Annotated in this window: 21 protein-coding genes; 6 read left to right on the top strand and 15 right to left on the bottom strand. The window is 48.1% G+C overall.

Translation table 11 applies throughout. The features are described 5' to 3' along the window. Positions 1 to 336: 336 nt before the first annotated feature. From acs to Pcarn_RS12775, 3 genes are all read right to left on the bottom strand, one after another. Positions 337 to 2,286, bottom strand: a complete 1,950-nt coding sequence (gene acs / locus Pcarn_RS12785; RefSeq protein WP_261834220.1) for an acetate--CoA ligase — start codon at positions 2,284 to 2,286, stop codon at positions 337 to 339. A gap of 153 nt (positions 2,287 to 2,439) precedes the next feature. Further along, positions 2,440 to 3,075, bottom strand: a complete 636-nt coding sequence (locus Pcarn_RS12780; RefSeq protein WP_261834219.1) for a 3'-5' exonuclease — start codon at positions 3,073 to 3,075, stop codon at positions 2,440 to 2,442. Positions 3,076 to 3,078: 3 nt separating this feature from the next. Then, positions 3,079 to 4,899, bottom strand: a complete 1,821-nt coding sequence (locus tag Pcarn_RS12775; RefSeq protein ID WP_261834218.1) for a DUF294 nucleotidyltransferase-like domain-containing protein — start codon at positions 4,897 to 4,899, stop codon at positions 3,079 to 3,081. 171 nt (positions 4,900 to 5,070) lie between these two features. Here Pcarn_RS12775 and Pcarn_RS12770 point away from each other — a divergent pair, with 171 nt between their 5' ends. Both Pcarn_RS12770 and Pcarn_RS12765 read left to right on the top strand, forming a co-directional pair. Further along, positions 5,071 to 6,258: a 3-phenylpropionate MFS transporter gene (locus tag Pcarn_RS12770; protein WP_261834217.1), complete on the top strand. Its 1,188-nt coding sequence runs from the start codon at positions 5,071 to 5,073 to the stop codon at positions 6,256 to 6,258. Between the two features lie 65 nt (positions 6,259 to 6,323). Then, on the top strand, positions 6,324 to 9,776 hold the full coding sequence (locus Pcarn_RS12765) for a PAS-domain containing protein (protein ID WP_261834216.1): 3,453 nt from the start codon (positions 6,324 to 6,326) through the stop codon (positions 9,774 to 9,776). On the opposite strand, the gene Pcarn_RS12760 is transcribed toward Pcarn_RS12765, so the two are convergent. The 7 genes from Pcarn_RS12760 to aspA form a co-directional block, all read right to left on the bottom strand. Continuing rightward, complete coding sequence (locus Pcarn_RS12760; RefSeq protein WP_261834215.1) at positions 9,765 to 10,241, bottom strand: hypothetical protein; 477 nt, start codon at positions 10,239 to 10,241, stop codon at positions 9,765 to 9,767. The genes Pcarn_RS12765 and Pcarn_RS12760 overlap by 12 nt on opposite strands. A gap of 96 nt (positions 10,242 to 10,337) precedes the next feature. Next, positions 10,338 to 12,065, bottom strand: a complete 1,728-nt coding sequence (locus Pcarn_RS12755; protein ID WP_261834214.1) for a sodium:solute symporter family protein — start codon at positions 12,063 to 12,065, stop codon at positions 10,338 to 10,340. 11 nt (positions 12,066 to 12,076) lie between these two features. Beyond that, entirely contained in the window at positions 12,077 to 12,340 is a 264-nt protein-coding gene (locus Pcarn_RS12750) for a DUF4212 domain-containing protein (protein ID WP_261834213.1), read from the bottom strand. 207 nt (positions 12,341 to 12,547) lie between these two features. Next, a complete protein-coding gene (locus Pcarn_RS12745; RefSeq protein ID WP_261834212.1) occupies positions 12,548 to 13,183 on the bottom strand; it encodes a response regulator in 636 nt (211 codons plus the stop codon). A 93-nt stretch (positions 13,184 to 13,276) separates the two neighbouring features. Beyond that, entirely contained in the window at positions 13,277 to 15,049 is a 1,773-nt protein-coding gene (locus Pcarn_RS12740; RefSeq protein ID WP_261834211.1) for a protein-disulfide reductase DsbD, read from the bottom strand. Between the two features lie 176 nt (positions 15,050 to 15,225). Further along, on the bottom strand, positions 15,226 to 16,533 hold the full coding sequence (locus Pcarn_RS12735; RefSeq protein WP_261834210.1) for an anaerobic C4-dicarboxylate transporter: 1,308 nt from the start codon (positions 16,531 to 16,533) through the stop codon (positions 15,226 to 15,228). Positions 16,534 to 16,658: 125 nt separating this feature from the next. After that, positions 16,659 to 18,095, bottom strand: a complete 1,437-nt coding sequence (aspA, locus tag Pcarn_RS12730) for an aspartate ammonia-lyase (protein ID WP_261834209.1) — start codon at positions 18,093 to 18,095, stop codon at positions 16,659 to 16,661. Positions 18,096 to 18,456: 361 nt separating this feature from the next. On the opposite strand from aspA, the gene Pcarn_RS12725 reads away from it, so the two are divergent. After that, positions 18,457 to 18,960 (top strand): FxsA family protein, encoded by a 504-nt coding sequence (locus Pcarn_RS12725; RefSeq protein ID WP_261834208.1) that lies wholly within the window; start codon positions 18,457 to 18,459, stop codon positions 18,958 to 18,960. Positions 18,961 to 19,007: 47 nt separating this feature from the next. Here the strand turns inward: Pcarn_RS12725 and trmL are convergent, their stop codons facing one another. From trmL to Pcarn_RS12710, 3 genes are read right to left on the bottom strand one after another with little or no spacing between them, the layout of a single operon-like run. Next, complete coding sequence (trmL, locus tag Pcarn_RS12720; RefSeq protein ID WP_261834207.1) at positions 19,008 to 19,484, bottom strand: tRNA (uridine(34)/cytosine(34)/5-carboxymethylaminomethyluridine(34)-2'-O)-methyltransferase TrmL; 477 nt, start codon at positions 19,482 to 19,484, stop codon at positions 19,008 to 19,010. Between the two features lie 43 nt (positions 19,485 to 19,527). Then, positions 19,528 to 20,898, bottom strand: coding sequence for an envelope stress sensor histidine kinase CpxA (gene cpxA, locus Pcarn_RS12715; protein WP_261834206.1), 1,371 nt, complete (start codon positions 20,896 to 20,898; stop codon positions 19,528 to 19,530). Next, positions 20,895 to 21,578, bottom strand: a complete 684-nt coding sequence (locus Pcarn_RS12710) for a response regulator (RefSeq protein WP_261834205.1) — start codon at positions 21,576 to 21,578, stop codon at positions 20,895 to 20,897. Before Pcarn_RS12710 ends, cpxA begins: the two co-directional genes overlap by 4 nt. 238 nt (positions 21,579 to 21,816) lie before the next feature. Between Pcarn_RS12710 and Pcarn_RS12705 the strand changes: the two genes are divergently transcribed. Then, positions 21,817 to 22,320, top strand: coding sequence for a CpxP family protein (locus Pcarn_RS12705; protein WP_261834204.1), 504 nt, complete (start codon positions 21,817 to 21,819; stop codon positions 22,318 to 22,320). A gap of 5 nt (positions 22,321 to 22,325) precedes the next feature. On the opposite strand, the gene Pcarn_RS12700 is transcribed toward Pcarn_RS12705, so the two are convergent. Further along, positions 22,326 to 22,493 (bottom strand): hypothetical protein, encoded by a 168-nt coding sequence (locus Pcarn_RS12700; protein ID WP_261834203.1) that lies wholly within the window; start codon positions 22,491 to 22,493, stop codon positions 22,326 to 22,328. 75 nt (positions 22,494 to 22,568) lie between these two features. Between Pcarn_RS12700 and fieF the strand changes: the two genes are divergently transcribed. After that, positions 22,569 to 23,477: a CDF family cation-efflux transporter FieF gene (gene fieF / locus Pcarn_RS12695; protein WP_261834202.1), complete on the top strand. Its 909-nt coding sequence runs from the start codon at positions 22,569 to 22,571 to the stop codon at positions 23,475 to 23,477. 238 nt (positions 23,478 to 23,715) lie between these two features. Continuing rightward, a complete protein-coding gene (pfkA, locus tag Pcarn_RS12690) occupies positions 23,716 to 24,678 on the top strand; it encodes a 6-phosphofructokinase (RefSeq protein WP_261834201.1) in 963 nt (320 codons plus the stop codon). A gap of 140 nt (positions 24,679 to 24,818) precedes the next feature. Here the strand turns inward: pfkA and tpiA are convergent, their stop codons facing one another. After that, positions 24,819 to 25,589, bottom strand: a complete 771-nt coding sequence (gene tpiA, locus Pcarn_RS12685; protein ID WP_261834200.1) for a triose-phosphate isomerase — start codon at positions 25,587 to 25,589, stop codon at positions 24,819 to 24,821. Between the last annotated feature and the right edge of the window lie 95 nt (positions 25,590 to 25,684).

Raw genomic sequence — 25,684 nt, 5'->3', positions numbered from 1 at the left:
TTTTCCGTTAATGTGAGTTAATCACAGTTGCCTATAATTATTTTATGAATTCAGACTAATTTCCAGTCAGAATTCTGTAATAAAAGCAAAATCAGCGCATGATTATAGCTAATTCAGCGAAATTAACAGCAATATACTGGTCTAATCACAGGCGTGGGATGAAATTCGAGTCTCAAAAAGCTGTTAGTGTAATGTAAAGCACCACTACTGATTGCTTTTTGAACATATTTGTTAAGTGACTGGTTCCATTATGATTAATCTGTAGACGGCATAAAACTAAAAAGCCGTCACAATGTGACGGCTAATGAGTATTGTTGCACAGGTTGTACCAGTAAATTAGACCAATTCGCTCTTTTCAGATATCAGCTTCTCGACCACGCTTGGGTCTGCCAGAGTTGATGTATCTCCCAAGTTACTGGTATCACCGGTAGCGATCTTACGCAAAATTCGACGCATGATCTTACCTGAACGAGTCTTAGGTAGTGAGTCAGTCCAGTGTAAGGTGTCTGGCACTGCAATCGGGCCAATCTCTTTACGCACCCAATCCTTCACTTCTTTATGCAGTTCGGCACTTGGGTATTCACCAGCATTTAAGGTGATATAGGCATAGATAGCCTGACCCTTGATGTCGTGAGGAACCCCAACGATAGCCGCCTCGGCAATTTTATCGTGAGCAACAAGTGCAGACTCTAGCTCTGCGGTACCCATACGGTGGCCCGACACATTAAGCACGTCATCCACACGACCAGTAATCCAGTAGTAGCCATCTTCATCGCGACGAGCGCCGTCACCAGTGAAGTACATACCTTGGAAGGTCGAGAAGTAGGTTTGCTCGAATCTATCGTGATCACCATATACGGTGCGCATCTGACCCGGCCAAGAATCTAGGATAACTAGGTTGCCTGAGTTTTCGCCCTCTAGGATGTTACCTGTGTTATCTACCAGTGCAGGTTGTACGCCAAAGAAAGGCCTAGTCGCTGAACCAGGTTTAAGCTCAGTTGCACCTGGAAGCGGGGTGATCAAGATGCCACCTGTTTCTGTCTGCCACCAAGTATCGACAATTGGTGACTTACAATCGCCGATGGTATGGTAATACCATTCCCACGCCTCTGGGTTAATCGGCTCGCCTACCGAGCCCATGATACGCAGCGACTCACGGGTCGTACCTTGAATGGCATCATCACCTTTTGCCATCAATGCACGGATGGCGGTCGGCGCCGTATAGAGCAGGGTAACATTGTGTTTATCGACTACCTGACTCATACGGTTGGTATCTGGGTAGTTTGGCACGCCCTCGAATAGGATGGTTTTTGCACCGTTGGATAGTGGACCATATACCAGATAAGAGTGACCGGTGATCCAACCCACGTCAGCGGTACACCAGAACACATCATCCGGCTGGTAGTCGAATACGTATTTAAAGGTCATGGTCGCATAAACCAGATAGCCACCCGTGGTGTGAAGCACACCCTTTGGTTTGCCGGTAGAGCCAGAGGTGTACAAAATAAACAATGGATCTTCCGCGCTCATTTCTTCTGGTGGGCAGTCAGCATCTACACTTGCGACCGCATCGTGCCACCAGATATCCACATCTGAGTTCCAATCTACGTCGGCACCGGTGCGTTGGAACACGATGACTTTATCGATAGTGGTTACGTTTGGATTCTTTAGGGCTTGGTCTACATTCTTTTTCAGAGGAACTGCGCGACCGCCGCGGATGCCTTCATCGGCGGTCACCACTACCTTGGCATCGGAATCGTTGATACGACCTGCCAGTGCTTCAGGAGAGAAACCACCGAATACCACGGTATGCACTGCACCGATTCGGGTACACGCCAGCATAGCAACTGCAGCTTCTGGCACCATAGGCATGTATAGACACACCACATCACCTTTTTTCACCCCTTGTGCCTTCAGGGCATTAGAGAAGCGACATACCTTTTCATGCAGTTGGTTGAATGTAAGTGTGGCGTCTTGGGTCGGGTCGTCGCCCTCCCAAATGATAGCGACCTCATCACCACGGTTTGCGAGGTGGCGATCGATACAGTTTGCCGATACGTTTAGGGTTCCATCCTCAAACCATTTGATGTCCACATGACCTGGGTCATAAGAGGTTTGTTTAACCTTAGTGAAAGGCTTTATCCATTCAACGATCTTGCCATGCTCTGCCCAGAATGCTTCCGGGTCTTGAACCGATTGTTGATACATTTGTAGGTATTTTTCGTTATCAACATGGGTCGTGGCTTTGATGTTATCTTTTACTGGATAAATATGGGCTTCACTCATTATTTCTCTCCTTGTATTGGGCACATCTCTACCGCGGTGCACCCTTCACCTTTTGTATAAGAGTTCAACACTCCCTTTGTTTTCACAATTAGACTTTAGGATTAGGCGTGGGATGTTTCTGGTGCAGATGTCAGTAAATGGGATATAGATCAATTACTTGGAAAGATGCGGCAGGTTTAGGTCGGGCAGGTCACCCTTCTTCAAACGCACAAAGATGAGCGCGGCAGTGATGGCGTCCTGTAGGGCATCGTGTTGTTCATAGATGGGCAGGTCGAGATGACGACAGATGGCCTCTAAGCTGAGGTCGAAATAAGCATTCTGTAAGTGTTTTTCCAGCTTCTGCTGGTAGACCTGACTCACCTCGATGACAGGATTAGGCAATGGGAATCCAAGATGTTTTTTGCATGCATGGCTCAGTATCTGCCTGTCATAGCGAATGTGATAGCCCACGATAGGCCGGTTATCAATAAACTCCAGAAGCTGTTCAAGTGCTTGTTTTTCTTCTATTCCATCACCTAGATCTTGGTGACGTATCTGATGAACCTTGACCGAATGTTCACTCAAACTGGAGGGGGCTTTGAGCTTTAGGTGTAAGGATTGACTGACCAAAACCCGATTCTTGACAATCTTGGTGGCCGCTATGGTGACTAACTCGGCCCGTTTTGGATCAAGGCTGGTGGTCTCACAATCGATAGATACATACTCCTCACAGCGTGGTGCGGTGAAAAGATGCTGAAATTTATGTTGGCCTAGCTTCCAATGCCAGTAGCGCCTAGTTAAGGGATTCATAGGTTAATCCCTTATTTGATAGTGATAGGCCAAGAACTGTTGGAACTTCTTCACTACATGGAAGCTGTGGCGAACTAGGTCGCGCTCGGTTCGGTTTAGTTTCGAAAAGTAAATCTGATTGCCAGAGTCTCCGCTAGTGACCTGCTCAGCAAGCCGTAGCTTAAAGAACAGCTTTAGCGCTTCACTAAGGTTATCAACGCTGTTCGGCTCTAAACGCCCGCGCTTGCCTAGTTCGGCGATACGCTCAAAGGTGTTTCGCTCAACAATGCCGTTTTCCAGAGCTAACGTGCGCACACCATGTACTATGGGGAAAATACCTCCTTTTTTGATATCGATTCCCTCTTTATTACTCTTCACGTTACCAAATAGGGTCAACGGCACCCCAAATTGCAGGGCAGGGCGCACAAAGTCTGAGAGGAGCAACATATTACCCTGTAGCTTGAGTTGAAGATGCTCAATGATTCGGGTGATTAACGCGTGATTGCCTGCCACAGGGTGGGCGTCCGCGAAGATGGACAATTGCATCACAGACTCCGCATCTATGGATTGAGTCCAGCTGTTAATACGTTCTATCCACTGAGATTGGCTATTGACCCATTTAGGGTTGTTGACCATCACTTGGCCTGGACATGGTGGGTACCCGAGCGCCATTAGGTTATCGCTGAACGCTTGCATCGACTTGGCATGCTCTGGCCAAGGATTGTCATCTGAGAGGATTAAGGCATTGTCCTGATCGGTTTTGAATACCTGTTCACCGCGACCCTCTGAACCCAGTACTAGCAGACTGCATGAATTTTGATGCTCTTCAGGTACGGTAATCTCAAACGCCTTTTGAATGATCTGCTCGTTGACCACAGAGATAAGTTCCATAATAAAGCGAGTGCGGATGCCATTTGATAGTAGGCTCTTGATAAAGTCGTTCTGCCTCTCTGAGACCGCCGTCAGGTCTTCAATGGTATTGGCTCTGGCGATACTCAAACTGATCACATGTGAGTGAGAAGAGAAAGCACTTAAGATCTGGGTCAGGTCTAGCATGCCCACGGCTTCATGCTCGTGCACTACCATTAAGCGCTTCATCTTGTTGCGGGTCATGGTGAGCATGGCGCTAAACAGGAACTCTCCCTCTTGGGTCTGAAAAACCGGAAAAGAGGATATACCTGAAACCTCATCCTGTAGCTGTTTTCCCTCAAGGGCTAAGGCATGGAGCAGGTTAGTGCGTGTGACTATGGCATAGGGTGGGTGTTCTGGATTCGCTTCCAGTCGATTGTCTTCCTCATCCAGTCTCACCAAGGCCGCGTCAATATCCAATTCATTCATCTTGGCAGTGGCGTTTTGTAAGCTGGTGGAACTTTCAAGGATAAGTGGCGGATGGTAGATATCGCTGTTAACCCTAGAGAGAATAAATTCCGCTAGGTTTTGCTGTTTCTGCGCCGAACGCAGCAGTTGTTTTCTTTGAGATAAATTACCGTTGAAGTAGTGTTCAAACTCTTGATTGTTCTCACAAAGGTTTAGAAAGACAGGTTTGGGAACTAGGTAGCAAAGTACGTCCTCGATGGCTAAGAACTGGTGTCTAGCCTTGCCATTAAAAAGAGCGTCAGCATCAAAAAGATCATCATGTCCAAAATGCGCAATAACCCGATCGCTTGTGCGTTGCTCGACCGCTCCTTTTATGAGCACAAACAGGCTATCGCTCTGTTCGCCAATATCTAGGATGGCGTCTCCTTGGCGAAAGTAGGCGATATCTAGGGAGTCGAGCAATACCTTGGTTTGCTCTGAGTCCAACTTATCAAATGGGGGATGCTGGGTATTGAACTGCTCGGGCATAATCCTGCATAGGCCAATTGGGTATGGGTATAGTGTGACAAAGTTTGCCAGACACTCCAGACGACTTTGGTCTAATGCGGAAAAGATGAAATAAACAATATCCCTTTTTCTTCACTTCACATCCTTTCATAATGTGCTCGCTTATCTATCTCTAATCTGTGGAATCGTGTGATGTTAAAACCTTCCCCTTACGCCTGGATCTCTCAATATTTTGTTGGATTCTTCTTTGCTTATGGCGTGTATCTGCCGTTCTGGGCTTTATGGTTTAAAGACCAAGGGGTATCAGCGGGTGATATTGGTATCTTGTTGGGTCTGGCGTTTGCGACCCGCTGCGTGGCCAACCTAGTCATCACCCCGCGTATTCATAAGGTTGAACACCTTATCCCTGCATTACGTGTGCTTAGTGTGGCATCGGCGGCCTTTATCGCTTTCCACCTAGTGACTGGTGGAAATTTCTGGCTGCTCGCGCTAGCCACCATATTGTTCAATATGTGCTGTGGTCCCGCGATTCCGTTATCGGACGCATTGGCTAACCACTATGCTCGTCTCAAAATGCTCGACTATGGTCGTACACGATTGTGGGGCTCGGTGGCCTTTATTGCAGGCTCTACCGTGGTGGGCTTCTTGGTGGCTAAGTTTGGCACCCAGATGATCGTATTCACTGCGCTATTTGGTGTGTTGCTAGCAATTGCGCTTTCGTTTCGTAATCCCAATGTGGCGCCCGTTACCGCTGAACAAAACAAGGTAAGCAGACCTAAGCTGAGCCTGATGATGCGCGATGGGGCAGTGATCAAGTTCTTGGTGCTGATTTCGCTTATCCAGTGTAGCCATGCTGCTTACTATGGTTTTAGTTCTATCTACTGGAAAGAAGCGGGCTACTCCGCGGACATCATAGGTTACCTATGGAGTCTAGGCGTGGCGGCAGAGGTGGGTGTGTTTGCCCTTGCGAATCGCCTGTTCGGCAACTGGTCTTTGCGTGCTTTGTTTATGGTGGCATCGGTTGGGGTCATGGTGCGCTGGGGGCTTACAGCGTCGACAACCTTGCTACCCGCTTTGGTGCTAATCCAGCTTCTGCATGGCGTAACCTTCGCTTTAGCGCATATTGCAGCGATCCGTTATATCCAAGACTCTGAGCCGCATAAGATGGTGGCCTTGCAGGCTCTGTATAACGCGATTCCTCTTGGCATAGTGATGGCAGCCATGACGACCCTGAGTGGTTGGGGATACGAGTTCTTTGGTGTAAACGTATTCTGGGTGATGGCGGCGATGGGCTTTATAGCGCTGTTCATCAAACTAAAAGAACCTGAAGCGGAAACAAGCACGCCAGATATTGAGGCTACCGCACAAAAATCAGCCTAACTCATTGAGTATAAAGCAAACCCTTGGCTAACCTTAGTGGATAAGGTTTAGTCAAGGATTGCATTATGCCAGGGTGGGTGGTCGTTCCCGCGTCTCTCGTTTATCTAGGAATTCTATTTTTGGTTGCTTGGTATGGTGACCGAAAAAGCCACTGGCTCTCTCGCTTTAGACCCTGGATTTATAGCCTTTCCATCGCAGTTTATTGCACCTCTTGGACCTTTTTTGGCACCGTAGGCCAAGCCGGGGAAAACCCTTGGGCATTCCTGCCGGTCTATATCGCTCCTATCATAGTCTTTGTCTTCTTCTGGCGAGTGCTTGCTCGCATGATATTGGTGGCAAAGCGCGAACACATTAACTCCATTGCAGACTTTATCGGTGCCCGCTACGGCAAATCTCAAGGGTTAGCGGTTTTGGTTACCCTGATCTCTGTGGTCGGCATCCTGCCTTATATTGCCTTGCAGCTGCGAGGGATCATGATGGGCCTAGAGCTCATTGCCCCGGATCTTCTCGAGGCTCATGGCTATGGAAAGTTCCACCTCTCTTGGCTGGTGGTTGTCGCATTGGCAGGATTTACCGTACTGTTTGGTACCAGGCACATAGATAATACAGAGCACCACAGGGGCATGATGATGGCTATCGCCTTTGAGTCTATCGTCAAGTTGGTGGCGTTTCTGGCGGTTGGCTTGTTCGTGCTGTTTAGTGTCAGCGGTAGGGCGGATGTTTCTCTGGTGAATGAAGCGGTAGAGTCCTATGCCTCACCTAATTTTGCCACCCTGTTTATTCATATCCTGCTCACCATGATGGCGATATTCTGTTTGCCACGTCAGTTTCACACCATAGTGGTCGAGAATGAGCGCGCTTCTGATTTGCATACGGCGCGCCGAGTTTTCCCTATCTATCTGGTCTTGATGGGTTTGTTCGTTCTGCCTATCGCATGGGCAGGCAATGCCTTGCTCTCTGGGGTTTCGGCAGACAACTATGTAATTAGTCTGCCATTGGCACTAGGCGCTGACAGTGTCGCTCTGCTTGCCTTCATCGGCGGCGTTTCGGCAGCAAGTGGAATGGTAATCGTCTCTACCATTGCCCTTGCCATCATGGTTTCAAATGACCTTGTGATGCCGCTACTGCTTCGCCGTATGCGACTTTCCTCGCACAATTTCAGGTTGTTTGCAGGGCGCTTGCTGGTGGTGCGCCGCGTGCTGATCGTGCTCTTGATTGCTGGGGCTTGGTTCTTCTACCGCGCGCTAGACGCGGTAGGGACCTTGTCTGCAATCGGCTTTCTCTCTTTTGCAGCTGTGACTCAGTTTGCCCCAGCCTTGCTTGGCGGCTTGTATTGGCGTCAGGGTAATCGCAATGGTGTATACGTTGGGCTAACCATAGGCTTTTTGATCTGGCTGATTACCCTGATGAATCAGACCGGAGTGCTAGCCGGAGATGCCACCAGTAACTTCTTACTCGGAGTCATCACACCTCCCGAGTTCCTCTCCTTCCTTGAGATTAAAACCTCTGACTGGGGCTTGATACTCAGTGTCGGCCTAAATGCGCTGTTTTATGTCGTGATCTCTATGCTCACCAGACCAAATGTGAGTGAACGCTTACAGTCAGCCGCCTTTGTGGGCTCACCACTGCCAGAGGCAGATAACATCAGCCTTTATCAAAGCCGAGTCACTGTCGCTGAATTGGAGCTCGTAGCAGGGCGATTTGTAGGTAGAAAGCGGGTTAAAGCAGCCTTCACTCAATATTGGAATCAGCAAGACCAGATCTTGATGCCAAACCAAAACGCACCCTCTACCTTGATCCGCCATACTGAACGTTTGCTTGCTGGTGTATTCGGAGCATCGTCCGCTAAGTTAGTGCTTACTTCTGCATTGCAAGGTAAAAACATGCACCTTGATGAGTTGGCAACCATAGTGGATGAAGCCTCTGAGGTGTATGACTTCAGCCGAAGCCTCTTACAGGGTGCGATTGAACATATCGAACAAGGCATCGCAGTGGTCGATAAGCAACTAAGGCTGGTGGCTTGGAATCAGAGGTATCTTGAGCTATTCGATTTCCCCTCTGGATTGATTCAGGTGGGCAGACCTATAGAGGATGTGATTCGCCACAATGCGGAGCAGGGCTTGTGTGGTCCGGGTGACCCAGAGGAGCATGTAAAGAGGCGACTTGAGCACTTAAGGCGAGGTACTGCGCACACCTCATCCAGGCAACGTGCCGACGGTAGAGAGATCGAGGTGCAGGGTAACCCAATGCCGGGTGGTGGGTTTGCGATGAGTTTTAGTGATATCACGGTATTTAGGCAGGCAGAGCGAGCACTCAAGGATGCCAATGTAACCCTAGAAGAAAGGGTGCATGAGCGAACCTGTGAGCTGGAAGACTTGAACCAGAAATTAATGCAGGCCAACCAGCGCTCTGAGATGGAGTCTCAGTCTAAGTCTCGCTTCTTAGCGGCGGTCAGTCATGACTTAATGCAACCTTTAAATGCGGCGCGCTTATTTACCTCTTCTCTTACTGAAGTGGCGCAAGACGCACAAACCAAGCAGGTGGCTTCCCATATAGAGAACGCTATGCATGCGGCAGAGTCGTTGATTAGTGACCTTCTCGATATCTCCCGCCTTGAATCTGGAAAGCTCGAGAGTAAGCCCGAGCCATTCGCTATCCAAAAGCTTCTTAGCAACCTGGATGCTGAGTTTGGGGTGATAGCCGAAGAGCAAGAGATCCACTTCTCTACTGTGCCGAGTAGCCTGTATGTGAACTCCGATATCAAGCTATTGCGTCGTGTCATTCAGAACTTCTTAACCAACGCCTTTAGATATAGCCCTAAAGGGCGTGTGGTGCTGGGTGTGCGCCGAGCAGGAGATGAGTTGCAGATACAGGTCTGGGACAATGGTGTTGGAGTGGAGCCAAGCAAGCAGCAGCTTATCTTTGAGGAATTTACCCGCACTAACCCTATCGGCGCAGACAAAGGTTTAGGCTTGGGGTTGGCTATTTCTCGCGGTATCGCGCAGTTATTGAATCATAAGATTGGGGTGCGCTCATGGACGGGAAGAGGGAGTGTATTCTCTATTAGCATCCCTATTGTAGAGCCACCTGTCTCCGAGGTTGAACTCCTTGTTGAGCCTCAGATCCAAGTTGCCGACCTATCTCGCCTCAAGGTGTTGTGTGTCGATGATGAGCCGGAAATTCTACTGGCTATGCAGGATCTGCTGCAGCGCTGGGGGTGCGAGGTGCGCTTGGCTGAGGACATGACTCAGACACAGAATCAGCTTAAGGATGCATGGCGTCCAGACGTAGTGTTATCCGATTATAGATTGCAGGAACAGGTGACAGGATTGGATGTGCTCAAGCTCTGTCGACAGGTGGTTGGAGATGAGTTTGCTGGGGTCATTATCAGTGCAGATAGAACTCCAGAAATCATGGATAGGGTCAAATACTACGGCTTCGAATTCTTACCTAAACCGGTGAAGCCTCTTAAGCTAAGAGGCCTATTAAACACTCAAGGAATGAGCCTAATCGATTAGTGTTTTGTACACCACAAACTTGGTTTCAGCTTCGCCAAAGTAAAGGACATCGTCCGAACGGATTGCCATACGTAGCTTCTTGTTCTCGATATCATCAGCAGGAAGCTCAATAGACCATTTCTGAGCTGAGTTATCCATAGAAGTCATCTCGGTTGGCTCTATTTGTTCCTCTGAGGTAGCTAGCGCTACGGCAATACCTTCTAGCGGATATTTGGATGATAAGCTCAAGGTTAGGGTGCTTGGCGTCAGCTTTTCAGAGCGAAACTGCACCTTAAACTCTCCGTTCTCCATATCGCATAAACCACTGGTATAGCGACAATTAGACTTGCTGATCAGCTTGTAGCTTTCCCCCTCTTTTGCCGCATGTGGCTTCTCACTGACCGCGAGGTCTACACCAAAATAAGCGATAGTCGCTAGGATAGGACAAACCAAGAGGGCGACGATGAAGTGTTTGTTTTTAAACATGTTTGCATCCTTGCAAGCTGATATTTTTACCAGTGTAGGCTTGAGTCAGGGTGAAAAAAAAGCCCCCGAAGGGGCTTTTGTGCACAGGGTTGTATTTTAGTGGTCTTGAGCAGAACCTGCTCCCACAGGAACACGTACGTGCTCTACTAGGTCTTTCACTTCTTGTGGTGTTTCTGCAGTTACCTTAGATACTGCATAAGCCACGATGAAGTTGAATAGTGCACCAATCGCACCGAAGGCGTTTGGTTCGATACCTAGGAACCAGTTGCTGCCCCAGCTTTCTAGATATTTCCAATCAGCGATGAACAGGATGCCCTTGTGTTGGAATACATAGAATAGGGTGATACCGATACCTGCGATCATACCTGCGATAGCGCCCTCTTTGTTGATGTTCTTACTGAAGATACCCATCATCAACGCCGGGAATATCGACGAGGCGGCCAATCCGAATGCCAGTGCTACGGTACCTGCGGCAAACCCTGGCGGATTGAGTCCGAGGTAACCGGCCACCCCGATAGCCACCGCCATGGATATCCGACTGGCGAGCAGTTCTTTCTTCTCAGATATATTGGGGTTTATGACCCCTTTTATCAGGTCATGGGATATGGCCGAGGATATAGCCAGTAGTAGCCCCGCTGCTGTAGATAGTGCTGCTGCCAGACCACCTGCGGCTACCAGAGCGATTACCCAGTTTGGTAGATTAGCGATCTCTGGGTTTGCCAGTACCATGATGTCACGGTCAACGCGAAGTTCGTTAGTCGCTGCATCGGCTGTGTACTGGATGGCACCGTCGCCGTTCTTATCATCAAAGCCAAGTAGGCCTGTGGTTTCCCAGTTCTTGAACCAATCTGGACGCTCATCATAGATAAGGTTTTGGTTTTGAGCCGGGTTTACTGTCTCCATTAGGTTTAGACGTGCCATAGCCGCTACTGCAGGAGCTGTGGTGTAAAGGATAGCGATAAACACTAGCGCCCAACCTGCAGAGGTTCGCGCATCACGTACCTTAGGTACGGTAAAGAAGCGGATAATTACGTGTGGTAGACCCGCAGTACCTATCATCAAGGACATAGTGTAAACGAACATGTTGAGGGTATCGCCCCGCACCGCAGTGGTGTATTCGGTGAACCCGAGTTCGGTTACTACTTGGTCGAGTTTATCCAGAAGATAGACATCGGAGCCAGTCATGGTACTACCTAGACCAATCTGAGGTAGGGCATGGCCAGTAAGTTGTAGAGAGATAAATACTGCTGGAATAGTGTATGCAAGAATGAGGACGCAGTATTGAGCAATCTGAGTATAGGTGATGCCTTTCATCCCGCCCATTACGGCGTAGATAAATACGATACACATACCGATACCAAGGCCAGTAGCATAGTCCACCTCAAGGAAGCGACCGAAGGCTACACCCACCCCTTTCATCTGACCGATAACATAAGTGACCGATGCGATGATCAGACACACAACCGCTACGATACGAGCCGTGTTGGAGTAGAAGCGCTCACCCACAAACTCAGGCACGGTGAACTTACCAAATTTACGTAGGTAAGGAGCAAGTAGCAGAGCAAGTAGTACATAGCCACCGGTCCAACCCATTAGGAATACCGAGCCGCCGTAACCCATAAAGGCGATAAGACCCGCCATTGAGATAAACGACGCTGCTGACATCCAGTCCGCTGCAGTTGCCATGCCGTTAGCGATAGGGTTTACACCACCGCCTGCAACATAGAATTCCTTGGTTGAGCCAGCACGAGCCCAGATCGCGATACCGATATAGAGAGCAAAGGTAGCGCCCACGACCAGGTAGGTTATTGTTTTAAGATCCATCTAAATACTCCTTATTCGTCCACGTTGAATTCGCGGTCAATCTGACGCATCTTCCACGCGTAATAGAAGATGATCACGAGAAAGGTGTATATCGAGCCCTGTTGTGCAAACCAGAATCCTAGCTTATAGCCACCTAATTGAAATTGGTTGAGCACGTCGACAAATAAGATGCCGCAGCCAAACGATACGACGAACCAAACCACCAGCAGTGACACCATGAGGCGCACGTTTTTGCTCCAATAGGCTTTGGCTCTTTCTTCGTTTTCGAATGCCATTGCCGTCTCCTTACGCTTTGTTAATAAAATGTTTCAAGCATACGATAGCAGTGGCTGTCTGATTCGACAGTTGAACTTTAGTCGGGCAGGGTTGGCTTATATTTGTCTTTTAAAACAATGAATTAACTATTTTCTGGGTATTAGTGTGAGATGGATACCGAACAGTATTAGCCAAAGGTCTAATACAGCTAAGCCATTGATATCACACTAAGAGTCGATTTCTGTCTGCTGCAGCATGATCACCGCTTGGGTGCGGTTGTTCACCCCTAGCTTTCTAAAGATGGCGGTCATGTGTGCCTTGATAGTGGCTACAGACACATCTAACTCATAGGCGATCTGCTTGTTGAGCAGACCGTCTGCCAACATGCCGAGCACCTTGTATTGCTGCGGAGTAAGAGAGGCGAGTTTATCGCTGATGTCGTTTTGACTAGCGCTCGGTGCACTGAGTCCTTGTGGGAAGAAAGGTATGCCGTCGAGTACCTGATTCAGCGCCTTGATAAGGCTGCGCATATCGCTGGATTTAGGGATAAAACCGAACGCACCGTGCTGTTTCACCTGGTTCACTACGCTGGCCTCTTCACTGGCGGAGATAACCACAATCGGTAGGTCAGGGTATTGGCTACGCAACTGGATTAGGCCGGATAAACCGTTGGAACCAGGCATCTTAAGGTCAAGAAGAAGTAGGTCTACCTCTTCTTGTTTCTTAAGTAGGGTCATTAAAGAGTCGAGAGAGTCAGCCTCAAGCAGATTGGCACCACCAATAGCCATATGCACTGATTGAAATAGGGCATTTCTAAACAGCGGATGATCGTCTGCAATAACTATGGTGTGAGAGGCGTCCATGTTCTCTTATCTCGATTAGTATTTACGAGATAAAGTATTGTTCCTTTTGACAAAAGCAACAAGACGCATAGCCTAAAACTTAGCCATGGGTCACTACAGACTGAACTTATCCAGATGTTGCATGAATGGGTCGGCTTTTACGAAGCCAGTTAGGCGTGCACCATTGAGGTGTTCGCCATTCGCATCCCAGAATTCGATAGTTGGCAAACCAAGCACCCGCATCTTCTCTAGAAGCTGGATATCCTGAGGTCGATTGTTGGTGACATCTGCCTGCAGTAGCACAAAGCCTTTCAGCTTTTCTTCAACCTGAGGGGCGTGGAAGGTGTACTTCTCAAACTCTTTACAGGCCACACACCAATCGGCGTAGAAGTCGAGCATTACTGGCTTGCCTTGTTCTTTGGCCAAGGCCAGCTCTCGCTCCAAATCCTGCGCGTTTTCGATGCGCTTAAATGCGATCTGCGCTTCTGCTATTTCGACATGGTTACCTGAAACCAAAGTCCATAATGGAGTCGCTGAGCCTACTAAGCCCAAGATAGCAACGATAGAAACTAGGCTTTGTTTCCAACTGCCAAACTCCAACTGGTTTTTGGCGTGATATAGCCAAGCGAAGAAGCTGATGCCTAAGCCGGACCAAAGGATGGTCATCCAGGTACCGCTAACTAGGCGTTCGATAAAGAACAGAGGCGCTGCCAGGAGCACGAAGCCGAATAGGGTTTTAACCTTATCCATCCACAGACCTGCTTTCGGCAGTAGCTTGTTACCGAATACAGCTACTAGAATAAGCGGTATACCCATACCCAATGCCAATGCATATAAGGTTATGGCACCTGTGGTGAGATCCCCAGTTTGGGCCACATACAAGAGTGCGCCCGATAGCGGCGCTGTGGTACATGGTGAGCACACTAGCCCTGAAATGGCACCCATAGCAAATACGCCTGCCCATTTACCACCAGACTGTTTATTGCTGAGCTCATTCAACTTGGTTTGAATTGAGCTTGGAAGCTGCAGCGTGTATACGCCGAACATAGACAGGGCGAGCGCTATAAATAGTACACTAATAGAGATCAGCACCACTGGGTGTTGTAGGGCCGCTTGGAACTGCATACCTGCTGAGGCAACCACTAGGCCTAGCAAGGTGTAGGTAAGCGCCATACCTTGTACATACACAAAAGAGAGCGCAAAGGCGCGACCGTGTGATTGCTTACCGCCACCTAAAACAATGCTGGTTAGAATCGGATACATAGGTAGCACGCATGGGGTAAATGCCAAACCTATACCCAGAAGCAGAAACAGCAATGGTGTGGTCCATTGTGACTCTTCCAGCAATGACGCTAGGTCGCTTTCTTGGGAGGTGTTTTGGGGTGCTACTTGGGTAGAAACGAATTCGGAAACCTGACCAAAACTGGCTGGATTGAGTTCGATTACCTTGGTTTCTGGTGGATAACAAAAGCCCGCTTTAGCACAGCCTTGATACTGCACTAAGAGCTTGGCACTGCCTTGCTGTGCGATAACTGGAACCGTTAGCGTGACAGGCTCGGTATAGATGTTTACCTCACCGAAGAACTCATCTTGATACGGGATTCCTTGGCGCATCTGTACGTCGCCAATATCGGCATTTTCAGCATTGACCGAGAAACGCTCTTGATACAGGTAATAGCCATCGGTTACCTGCCAGGTCAAACGTACGGTTTCTCCCTGCTGAACATAATCAAACGGGAAGGCCTGCTCTACCTTAAGAAACGTCGGTTCACCAAAAGAGGGTTGTGAAGAGGCGCTGGAGAACGACGACTGTTGTTGGGCGTTGAAACTGGCTAATGCCGTTGATGAGAACAGCAGTAGCAATATTGAGAAAAAGGCTGTGCGCATAGTGTCCGTTTAATTGAGTCGAGTATCTCTTAGTAGACCCGATGATAAACAAATAAGTTTCTTAATCATACGTTATACCCAAGCAAGCTCAATTAAAGGCATTCGAATTTGCGATTTGCTCAGGGCGAAAAAAAGGGATGCCACTGGCATCCCGTTTAAATCGAGTAGATTAGCTCTTAGATAAAGAAGCCACCCACTAGGAAGCCTAGTGCTACCGCAGAGCTGATGGTTACCACACCTGGGATAAAGAATGGGTGGTTAAATACATACTTGCCGATGCGAGTAGAGCCGGTGTCATCCATCTCAACCGCCGCTAGAAGCGTAGGGTAGGTAGGAAGAACGAACAGTGCACTTACTGCTGCAAATGACGCAACCGCTGTAAGCGGGGCTACACCGATCGCTAGGGCTGCAGGCATTAGTGCGACGGTCGTTGCACCTTGTGAGTAAAGCAGCATAGAGGCAAAGAACAGCACTAGTGCGAGCATCCATGGATAGTCAGCTAGAAGTGCGCCTGCGAACTCTTTGATGTCGTTAACGTGTGCGTTAACGAAGGTAGAACCTAGCCAAGCTACGCCAAGTACACATACACAGGCTGTCATACCTGAGCGGAAGGTTGCCGCCGCTGGGATTTTCGCCGCATCGATCTTAGTGGTTAGAACGATTACTGCTGCCGCACCAAGCATCACTGTCATGATGGCTTCGTTACGACCCAGAGTAGGGTTCTCGATTAGGCCAACAGAGCCAGAGATAGCGGCCGCGTACATAACTACGAATGCGATAGCTGCCAGGAAGATGTAGGTAGCGCGCTTAGCCGTTGGCAAGATCTCACGTTTTTGTGCTGTGTTCAGCTTGATAAGGCCTTGCTCAAGACGCTCTTGGTAAACAGGGTCATCTTTTAGCGGGCAACCAATGAAGTTCGCAACGAAAGCACCGATCATACATGCGATAAAGGTTGTTGGGATACATACCGCCAGTAGTGTTAGGTAGTCCACACCCTTTGGCTCAAGCATAGCCGCGAATGCCACAACGGCTGCAGAGATAGGTGAAGCCGTGATAGCAATCTGAGACGCTACAACCGCGATTGAAAGTGGACGAGATGGACGTACGCCTTGGCCTTTAGCTACCTCAGCGATTACAGGAAGTGTAGAAAATGCAGTGTGTCCAGTACCCGCCATTAGTGTCATAACGAAGGTTACGATAGGCGCATAAAAGGTGATGCGTTCAGGATGCTTACGCAGAAAGTTTTCCGCAATCTCTACTAGCCAATCCATACCACCTGCAACCTGCATTGCTGCGATTGCCGTGATAACAGACATGATGATCAAGATTACATCAACCGGGATGTAGCTCTGACTGGTTGGAACACCTAGAATCAAAGAAAGGGCAATAACACCCAAACCACCAGCAAAACCAATACCGATACCGCCAATTCTTGCGCCCAAATAGATGAACACGAGAACGGTCAGTAGCTCTACCATTATCATTGTTGCTTTCCTCGAAAGTAATAAAAAAATTCAAAACGGGCCACCCCGAGAGGTGACCCAAAAAGCGGGATAATTGTTGTTTTTATAATTATTAAACTCAGCCCCCCAGCCAAGTTTAGAAGGGATTATTTAAAGCGCTTTGCTTTATACTGAGGCTTCATTAGGTTCTCTACTGAGAAGATGTCGTCCAATTCAGCTTCAGTTAGCAGGCCACGCTCAAGCACGACTTCACGTACGTTCTTACCCGTTTCGGCACAGATCTTACCCACGATGTCACCCTCATGGTGGCCAATGATAGGGTTTAGATAGGTAACGATGCCGATAGAGTTAAACACGTGGCTCTCACACACTTCTTTGTTTACTGTGATGCCTTCTATGCACTTATCGCGTAGGTTCACACAAGCATTGGTTAGGATCTCTAGAGATTCAAACATGCTTTGTGCAATTACTGGCTCCATCACGTTTAGCTGTAGTTGTCCGCCTTCTGCTGCGAAAGACACCGTGTTGTCGTTACCAAGAACCTTGAAGCACACTTGGTTAACAACCTCAGGAACCACAGGGTTTACCTTAGCTGGCATGATTGAAGAGCCCGCTTGTAACTCAGGAAGGTTGAGCTCGTTTAGACCTGCACGTGGGCCAGAAGATAGGATACGTAGGTCGTTACAGATCTTAGATAGCTTAACCGCTAGACGCTTGAGCGCGCCGTGAGTCATAACGTAAGCACCACAGTCTGAGGTCGCTTCGATAAGGTCCTCTGCAGGTACGCATGGTAGGCCAGTTACATCTGCAAGTGCTGCAACTGCAAGTTCTTGATAGCCGTCTGCCGCGTTAAGGCCAGTACCGATAGCGGTCGCGCCGATGTTCACCTCGAGAAGTAGCTTAGCTGTGTACTCTAGGTTACGGATCTCTTCAGAAAGAGTGACTGCCCAAGCGTGGAACTCTTGGCCCACAGTCATGGGTACTGCATCTTGTAGCTGGGTGCGACCCATCTTAAGGATGGTGTTGAATTCTTGGCTTTTCGCCTCGAACGAGCCTTTTAGGTATTCGATAGCCGTGATCAGTTTTGCCACGCTGTTGTATACCGCGATACGGAAACCGGTTGGGTAGGCACAGTTGGTTGATTGGCTCTTGTTAACGTGGTCGTTCGGGTTGATGATGTGGTAATCGCCCTTTTCCTTGCCCATCATTTCAAGAGCAAGGTTTGCGATAACCTCATTGGCGTTCATGTTTACTGAAGTACCAGCACCGCCTTGGAATACATCCGAAGGGAACTGATCCATGCATTTGCCAGTCTCAAGAATTACATCACAAGCATCGATAATGTATTGAGCAACATCTGGCTCAATCACACCTAGCTTGTTATTTGCAATCGCTGCAGCTTTCTTGGTCATCACCATGCCACGCACAAACTCAGGAACATCTGAGATGGTAGCGCTGGAGATATTAAAGTTTTCGATAGCACGTAGTGTGTGGATGCCGTAGTAAGCATCGGCTGGGACGTGGCGTTTTCCTAGTAGATCTTCTTCGATTCGAGTCGCTGACTGTAGTGTAGTAGTCGTCATAGCATGGACCTTCAATATCAGGGTATTAATGTGGGCAAAGCAACTACTACTATTTTTGATTTTGTATTTAAGTGCTCTGCCATTCACTACCAATTCTGTCTTGTAGAGTCCGTTCAGCAGATTATATTTGGTTTCAAAATCAGACTAGATTTTGTTAGGGCCAATGATACGTTATTTGGTTAAAAAAAATTATACCTTGATCACTATTTATCGCCGAAAATCGTAGAGATTTTTCATTTTCTATCTCTCTCACAATTCTGAGCAACTGAGTGCAGTTCACTAACTGGATTCAGACATGAATTAAAATTGAGTAAAAGGGCTTTTTAGGCGTAGACTAGGGGTTCAAACGCGAGGAGGGACAGTGTTTCCTATATTATTGTTATTATTCATTTTGGTTCCGATTGTTGAGATCGGCCTCTTCATTCAGGTGGGCGGATTCCTAGGCCTATGGACCACCATCTTCTTAGTTATTCTTACTGCCTTGGTCGGTGCCTCTTTGGTGCGTAGCCAGGGTATTGCGACCCTAATGTCTGTTCAGTCAAAACTGCAGCAAGGTGAGATGCCAGCACAACAGATCCTTGAAGGCGTAATGCTAGCGGTGGCGGGTGTACTGCTACTGACTCCTGGTTTTATGACAGATACCCTAGGCATGCTGGTGCTTCTGCCAAAACCGCGCGCCATCATTGCTCGTCAGATCATGTCGCGAGTAAAGGTAAACACGATGCACTCGAACATGCATGGTGGTTTTCAGGGTGGATTCCATGGTGGCTTTGGACAGGACCCACATCAGCGTGATGGTGAAGGGGATGTGTTCGAAGGGGAATACGAGAAAAAAGACGACAACGATAAAAACCGTCTCAACTGATAAACAAAAAAGCGCCCAAGGGCGCTTTTTTTAGATCTAGTGGCTGCTTAGATAGCGCCATTGAATCCCATCTGACGCCATGCTTCGAAGGCGATGATCGCCACGGCATTGGATAGGTTTAGAGAGCGACTGTTTTCCACCATAGGGATACGGATTCTTTGTTCTATCGGCATGCTTTCGATGAGCTCTGCTGGTAGACCTCGGGTTTCTGGGCCAAACAGCAACACATCACCTTGCTGGAAACTGGCATCGACATGATGGCCCTTAGTGCGAGTGGTGCAGGCAAAGATACGATACTCTTGGTCGCGCTCTTCCAGATACTCGATAAAGGCCTCATAGTTCTCATGACGCTTCACTCGAGCGAGGTCGTGATAATCCAGCCCTGCGCGACGCACTTTCTTTTCTTCTAAATCAAAGCCTAAAGGCTCAATCAAATGCAGGTTAGCGCCACAGTTGGCGCACAGGCGAATAATATTGCCGGTATTTGGGGCAATCTCAGGCTCATAGAGCGCAATATCAAACATGGTGTTGCTTCGTAATTTCGGATTTGCCCCAGTATAAACCGAATTAGGCCTTGAGAGGCAAACTCACTTGCATCATCAAGCCACCAAGTTGTTCACTTTGAGAGGCGGTAATAGAGCCATTGTGCTGCAAGATAGCGCTCTCTGTAATAGCAAGGCCAAGACCTGTGCCACCACTTTCTCTGTCCCGAGCAGTCGAAACACGATAGAAAGGTCGGAAGATGCTTTCTAGCTCTTCACTAGGAACGCCTGGGCCATCGTCTTCAACCCTTAGCTCTAGCTTGTTGCTCTGCACTGAAAATTCCACGTGTATCTGGCTTTCTCCATAGCGGATAGCGTTGCGGATAATATTCTCTATTGCGCTGGTGAGTAGTTTACGATTACCAAACACTTGCTGTTCGGGAATCGCATTAAACTCCAACTGCATGCCACTCTGTTCTGCCTCGAACTGTGCATCTAGCAGCATCTCGCGCCACAGTTCATCTAGGCTTAGAAGTTCTCGATTATGATGACTGTCTATCTGCATCCGAGACAGATCAAGAAGGTCGCGAATCATCTGTTCCAATCTTTCCGCTTCGGTTTCTATGCGCTCTAGCTCTTTGGAGTTTCCTTGCTTACGAGTAGCAAGGGCATTGGCCATACGCAATCGCGTAAGTGGCGAGCGAAGCTCATGGGAGATATCCGACAGCATCTTTTGTTGACCAGAGACCATCTGATTAACAGACAGCACCATCTGGTTAAAGCTCTCGCCTGCCTGTTTAAATTCTTTGGTTCCTTGCTCAAGGCTAGGGTCTACCTCAAACTCGCCTCGGGTGACTCGTTTCGCAGCTTGCTCCAATCGACGCGCGGGCTGACTTAAGGTCCACGCACACCACAATAGCAGTGGGGTACTGACCAGCATCACCGCTATTAAGAGGGTAACGGGTGCATCAAGTATTCGGTACAGGAATGGCGGCGGCAGTTTACGGTCAAAGCCAGCATACATAGAGTAGGGCTCGCCGTGTAACTCAATCGGGAAAGGACCGGCTACCATGAAATGGTCAAACTGTTTTTGGCTCGGCTCAGTAGCGTCCGCCAATTCAGAGGCCATCGCCTGTAGGGCACGACGCTTGAAGCCTCTTTCTCTGCTCAGGAGATTACCCTCGCTGTCTGCGAGATAGAGGCGAAAGTCTTTATTGCCAAAGCGGGTGACGTTTAGGCTCTTTAATCGTGCTCCTACATTCTTGCTTTTGTTGAGATCTTTTTCGACTAGATGCACTAGGCGATTGATCTTCACTAAGGATTCTTTGCTCACTGAGTGAGATTTACGAGGATCCGATTTTTGGATCGCGATCACTGCGATCAGTACTGCTAATACAGTGATCCAAAATATGGCAAAGATGCGCCCATACAGGCTAGAGAACTTGGGCAGATTCATTGTCCCGCCTCAACAAACAGGTAGCCCTTTCCGCGCAAGGTTTTGATGCGTGGTTTATCGTCCTTGCGCTCTGGCAGTTTCTTTCTTAGGTTCGAGACATGCATATCGATAGCACGATCAAATGGAGATAGGCGCTTGCCTAAGACCTCAAGACTAAGTGTTTCTTTAGTGATCACTGAGCCTGGGTGTTTTAGGAAATACTCCAAAAGAGCAAACTCTGTACTGGTAAGATCCAGCAGTTCACCCTCACAATAGGCTTCTTGTGCTCCAGAGTTAATGGAAAGATCTTCATAGCCTGTCTGTAGATTTTGACTCGGCACATGCTGGGTACGACGCAAGATGGCGCGGATACGCGCCAGTAGCTCTCTGTCAGAAAATGGCTTAGGTAAGAAGTCATCTGCGCCCAGTTCAAGGCCAATCACTCTATCTACTTCTTCGCCTTTAGCGGTAAGAAATAGCACAGGGGTTTGCCACTTTTCTCTGAGCTTTTTCAGCATCTCCATGCCGTTCATCTTCGGCATCATGATATCGAGTAGGATCAGATCTATGTCACCATTGACCGCTTCTAACCCCTCTAAGCCATTATTTGCTTGAGATACTGTAAAGCCCTCAAAGGTAAGGATATCTTCTAGCAATGAAGTCAATTCAACGTCGTCATCGACTAACAGGATATGTGGCATAGGTGCGATCTCTCTACTACTGATTCAGGTTTATTTTACGCATTGTAAGCGGTAAATCTGGTTAGATTTACCTATCTTTACGTTTCCCATACTGCGCTTTACACGCCTACTATTATTCTAAAACCAACGAACAGCGTTGGGGATTTTGAAAATCGTTTCTGCGAAGCAGGAACGCCTCATTTGACTTTTGGTCACGCTGAACTTCCGAAAGGCAATATATAGATTAGAGGTATTTAAAATGGCTATGTCTAAGAAATGGTTGGTATCTGCACTTGTACTTCCACTAGCACTGGGCGCAACAACAGTAATGGCGAAAAGTGGTGACAAGGGTATGAAGGGTGGTCACGGCTGTCATGGTGATATCTCATCACGCTCTTTCCGTCAGCTTGACCTAACAGATGAGCAGAAGGCAGAACTTGAGACTATCCGCAGTGAGATGAAAGAGTCTTACAAGGATAAGGGCACTGAAATGCGCGCTCAGATGAAGGCTAACAAGGCTAAAGAGCGTGAGCTGGTACTTGCAGCAGACTTCAACGAACAAGAAGCACAGGCTTTAGCACAAGAGATGGTTGAACAGCGTGCAAATATGCAGGTTGAGAAAATGCGCGTACAACACCGTATGATGAGCGTTCTAACTGCTGAGCAGAAAGATAAGCTAGTACAGATGCAAGATGAGCGTATGCAGAAGTGCGAGCAGAAAATGGAGAAAAAAATGGAAAAGAAAAGAGCTAACAACGGCTAATTCTTTTACCTAGGTCCTGCAGCGTTATTGGCTTTGTCGGTAGCGCTGTTTTTGTCTGTGGAGCATGGATCTCTGCGATAGGGTACGCAGCTTCGTTTTTGTTCTGGCGTCAGTCCCATCGAGGCGCACCAAGCATCATAGCGATTAATAAGATTTCGTAACCATTTCATCATTTTAGCGTCTGCCTAGTCTGTAGCTTGCCATTAGTTGGGTATATAATCTTCAACAAACCCATGCCGTGAGCCTGTATGCAACAAGAGTACAAAAAACTGGTCACAGTGGCCGCTTGGTCTGCCACCATAGTGGCGAGCCTGCTATTGATAGTCAAAGTGATCGCATGGTGGATAACCGGCTCTGTGAGCTTGTTGGCATCTTTGATCGATTCCATGCTGGATATCGCTGCCTCGACGGTCAATCTAGTGGTACTCAAATACGCCCTGCAGCCTGCCGACAAAGAACACACCTTTGGTCATGGTAAGGCCGAATCTCTAGCGGCACTAGCGCAGGCCATGTTTATTTCTGGCTCGGCCATCTTCTTGATCCTGAACGGCGTGGATCGTTTCTTCCGTCCTCATGAGCTTAATCAGCCAGAGATTGGTCTGTACGTTACTGTTTTTGCCACAGTTGTGACCTTTGGCTTGGTGCAGTTCCAAAAATATGTGGTGAGACGCACTGGTAGCCAAGCAATTGCCGCCGATTCATTGCATTATCAAACTGACCTTTATATGAACATGGCGATCTTGCTCGCCTTGGGCCTTAGCATGTACGGCTTTGGACAGGCGGATGCTGTGTTTGCTATTGGAATCGGCGTGTATATCTTGGTGAGTGCGGCTAAAATGGTCTACTCTGCGGTGCAGTCTTTATTAGACAGACAACTGCCCGAGGAAGAGTTGGCACAGATCCGCTCTATCGCAACCGGAGTAAAAGGTGTGCAGGGTATGCATCAGCTGAGAACGCGTATGTCGGGTCCGACCCGCTTTATCCAGCTTCATCTTGAACTCGATGATGATCTTCGATTGATCGAAGCGCATAGGATCGCGGACAAGGTAGAGGCTAAGCTAGAGGATGCTTTCCCAGGCTGTGATGTGATCGTGCATCAAGATCCTGTTTCTGTTGTGCTCGAAGAAGAGCAGGCACAGAAGCAACAAGGATGGTAGTAAATCTGAGAAATCGGATATAATTAATGCGGAATTTGACTCGGAATGAGAACTTGGTCGGATTCTGATATTAATCAAACTAAACAGACTGCAACTTGTAATACTCTTACCAAGTTGAAATTTTTTTAGCTGTTGTGGCTTTATGGCTTTGAAGGGGAGCCTCACGGCAGTGTTTTGAATTTTGCCTTTTAGGCGTTTTTAAATTTGTAATAAATCTATCCCAGAATTGAGGGTTAACATGATTAAAAAGATCGGTGTATTGACGAGTGGTGGAGACGCTCCAGGAATGAACGCAGCTGTACGAGGTGTTGTTCGTACTGCGCTAACTAAAGGCTTGGAAGTGTACGGTGTATATGACGGCTATTTGGGTCTGTACGAAGATCGTATCGAAAAGCTGGACCGTTCAAGCGTTTCTGACGTAATCAACAAGGGTGGTACTTTCCTTGGCTCGGCTCGCTTCCCAGAATTTAAGGAAGAAGAAGTTCGTAAACAAGCTATCGAGAACCTGAAGAAGCACGGCATCGAAGCGCTAGTAGTTATCGGTGGTGACGGCTCTTACATGGGTGCTAAGAAACTGACTGAGATGGGTTACCCATGTATCGGTCTTCCAGGCACTATCGATAACGACATTGCAGGTACTGACTACACTATCGGTTACCTAACTGCTCTAAACACAGTTATCGATGCTATTGACCGTCTACGTGACACGTCTTCTTCTCACCAGCGTATCTCTATCGTTGAGATCATGGGTCGTCACTGTGGTGACCTAACCCTAATGTCAGCAATCGCGGGTGGTTGTGAGTATATCATCACACCAGAGCGCAGCTGGAGCAAAGAAGATCTGATCCAAGCTATCGAAGAAGGCATCGCTAAGGGTAAGAAGCACGCTATTATCGCGCTAACTGAGCTAATGTTCGACGCTAACGAGATCGCGAAAGAGATCGAAGAAGCGACGGGTCGTGAGACTCGTGCAACAGTACTTGGTCACATCCAGCGTGGTGGTCGTCCAACCGCGTTTGACCGTGTTCTAGCATCTCGCATGGGTAACTACGCAGTTCACCTACTTCTAGAAGGTGAAGGTGGTCGTTGTGTTGGTATCCAGAAAGAAGAGCTGGTTCACCACGACATCATCGATGCTATCGAAAACATGCGTCGCCCAGTTCGTGAAGACCTATACAAGGTTGCTGACGAGCTATTTTAATTCGCTAAGAATTTACCAATTAAACCGTCACCTTGGTGGCGGTTTTTTTATGCCTGCAATTTAGTGATATCAAATCAGCAGGCATAAAAAAGGCCAGCAAAGTGCTGGCCCAAACAATATATTACTGCTCTTTTAAGCGATTAAGCTTTAGCTTCTGCTGCTGCTTTAGCGATAGCTGCGAAGCTTTTCGCGTCAAGTGCTGCACCACCAACTAGTGCGCCGTCGATGTCAGGCTGAGAGAAGTATGCTGCTGCGTTCTCAGGCTTAACAGAACCACCGTATTGGATGATTACTTGGTCAGCGATAGCTTGGCTCTTAGTTGCAATGTGAGCACGGATAGAAGCGTGGATGCGTTGTGCATCTTCAGCAGTTGCTGCTTTACCAGTACCGATAGCCCAGATTGGCTCGTATGCAATGATAGCGTCTTGAAGAGCTTCAACACCTAGCGCGTCGATTACAGCGTTAACTTGACGTGCACATACTGCTTCAGTTTCGCCAGCTTCGTTTTGTGCTTCAGATTCACCGATGCAGAATACTGGAGTTAGGCCGTTCTCTTTTAGAAAGCCGAACTTCTTAGCGATGAACTCGTCAGATTCGTTGTGGTATTCACGACGCTCTGAGTGACCGATGATGATGTGAGAAGCACCAAATTCTTTAAGCATTGCTGGAGACATGTCGCCAGTGAATGCACCTTGGTTGTTGATGTCAGTGTTTTGAGCACCTAGGATGACTGCACTGCCTTCGTCAGTTAGCGTGCGCTCAGCAAGGTCGATGTAAAGCGCTGGTGGAGCTACTGCTACGTCAACACCTGTTACGCCTTCAAGCTCAGCATTAAGACCAGTTAGCAAATCAACTACCATCTCTTTGCTACCGTTCAGTTTCCAGTTACCCATAACTACAGGACGACGCATAAAATACTCCCTTCTAAATTAGTAAAAAATATACGATCGATACGAAAGAATATAACAGAATCATACCTACAATTCATGATTCTGGTCATGTCGCT

This window comes from Vibrio ishigakensis (assembly GCF_024347675.1).
Classification (GTDB): Bacteria; Pseudomonadota; Gammaproteobacteria; order Enterobacterales; family Vibrionaceae; genus Vibrio; species Vibrio ishigakensis.
Note: the sequence above shows the minus strand (reverse complement) of the source record. Positions and strands in the feature narration are given on the sequence as shown.

Coding starts and splice junctions, on each gene's coding strand:
- acs (WP_261834220.1), bottom strand. CDS start 2,286: ATGAGTGAAGCCCATATTTATCCAGTAAAAGATAACATCAAAGCCACG.
- Pcarn_RS12780 (WP_261834219.1), bottom strand. CDS start 3,075: ATGAATCCCTTAACTAGGCGCTACTGGCATTGGAAGCTAGGCCAACAT.
- Pcarn_RS12775 (WP_261834218.1), bottom strand. CDS start 4,899: ATGCCCGAGCAGTTCAATACCCAGCATCCCCCATTTGATAAGTTGGAC.
- Pcarn_RS12770 (WP_261834217.1), top strand. CDS start 5,071: ATGTTAAAACCTTCCCCTTACGCCTGGATCTCTCAATATTTTGTTGGA.
- Pcarn_RS12765 (WP_261834216.1), top strand. CDS start 6,324: ATGCCAGGGTGGGTGGTCGTTCCCGCGTCTCTCGTTTATCTAGGAATT.
- Pcarn_RS12760 (WP_261834215.1), bottom strand. CDS start 10,241: ATGTTTAAAAACAAACACTTCATCGTCGCCCTCTTGGTTTGTCCTATC.
- Pcarn_RS12755 (WP_261834214.1), bottom strand. CDS start 12,065: ATGGATCTTAAAACAATAACCTACCTGGTCGTGGGCGCTACCTTTGCT.
- Pcarn_RS12750 (WP_261834213.1), bottom strand. CDS start 12,340: ATGGCATTCGAAAACGAAGAAAGAGCCAAAGCCTATTGGAGCAAAAAC.
- Pcarn_RS12745 (WP_261834212.1), bottom strand. CDS start 13,183: ATGGACGCCTCTCACACCATAGTTATTGCAGACGATCATCCGCTGTTT.
- Pcarn_RS12740 (WP_261834211.1), bottom strand. CDS start 15,049: ATGCGCACAGCCTTTTTCTCAATATTGCTACTGCTGTTCTCATCAACG.
- Pcarn_RS12735 (WP_261834210.1), bottom strand. CDS start 16,533: ATGATAATGGTAGAGCTACTGACCGTTCTCGTGTTCATCTATTTGGGC.
- aspA (WP_261834209.1), bottom strand. CDS start 18,095: ATGACGACTACTACACTACAGTCAGCGACTCGAATCGAAGAAGATCTA.
- trmL (WP_261834207.1), bottom strand. CDS start 19,484: ATGTTTGATATTGCGCTCTATGAGCCTGAGATTGCCCCAAATACCGGC.
- cpxA (WP_261834206.1), bottom strand. CDS start 20,898: ATGAATCTGCCCAAGTTCTCTAGCCTGTATGGGCGCATCTTTGCCATA.
- Pcarn_RS12710 (WP_261834205.1), bottom strand. CDS start 21,578: ATGCCACATATCCTGTTAGTCGATGACGACGTTGAATTGACTTCATTG.
- Pcarn_RS12705 (WP_261834204.1), top strand. CDS start 21,817: ATGGCTATGTCTAAGAAATGGTTGGTATCTGCACTTGTACTTCCACTA.
- Pcarn_RS12700 (WP_261834203.1), bottom strand. CDS start 22,493: ATGATGAAATGGTTACGAAATCTTATTAATCGCTATGATGCTTGGTGC.
- fieF (WP_261834202.1), top strand. CDS start 22,569: ATGCAACAAGAGTACAAAAAACTGGTCACAGTGGCCGCTTGGTCTGCC.
- pfkA (WP_261834201.1), top strand. CDS start 23,716: ATGATTAAAAAGATCGGTGTATTGACGAGTGGTGGAGACGCTCCAGGA.
- tpiA (WP_261834200.1), bottom strand. CDS start 25,589: ATGCGTCGTCCTGTAGTTATGGGTAACTGGAAACTGAACGGTAGCAAA.